Source organism: Pseudomonas sp. FA-1 (assembly GCF_056856075.1).
Genome location: NZ_JBWXTH010000042.1, coordinates 1 through 385, shown reverse-complemented (window position 1 = coordinate 385; position 385 = coordinate 1). Strand labels below are relative to the sequence as shown.

General features: G+C 56.9%; 1 protein-coding gene. It reads right to left on the bottom strand.

Features of this window, described 5'->3' with window-relative positions; genetic code table 11:
* On the bottom strand, window positions 1-385 hold a 385-nt coding region (locus tag AC1MHZ_RS23405; protein WP_482967015.1), incomplete at both ends, for an immunoglobulin-like domain-containing protein.

Genomic DNA, 385 nt, shown 5'->3' with positions numbered 1-385 from the left:
GACTCAAGCTTGTTGGTAATGGTCGGCTGGCCACCGGTGAACACGTCATCCGATGCTTTGACGGTAATGGAGCCGCTGGCGCTGCCGGCTGGGATAGAAACCTTGGTACCGTCCGACAGGGTGAATTCAAGGCCGTTATGGCCTGTCACCGGCAATTTCTGGCCATTGCTCAGCGTGACGGTGTAAGTGATTTCACCGCCTTCAGCGACAGTGGATTTATCCACAGTCAGCGTGGCAACGACTTCGCTTTCGGTATCGGTAATCTTGACCGTGGCGTCATCGCCCAGTTGCAGATTCTCGAACTGCTTGCCGGCGACGGTCGCATCGGTGACACCCAGCGAAACTTCACCTGCGTCTTTGAATACGTCATCGCCCTGGGCCGGCA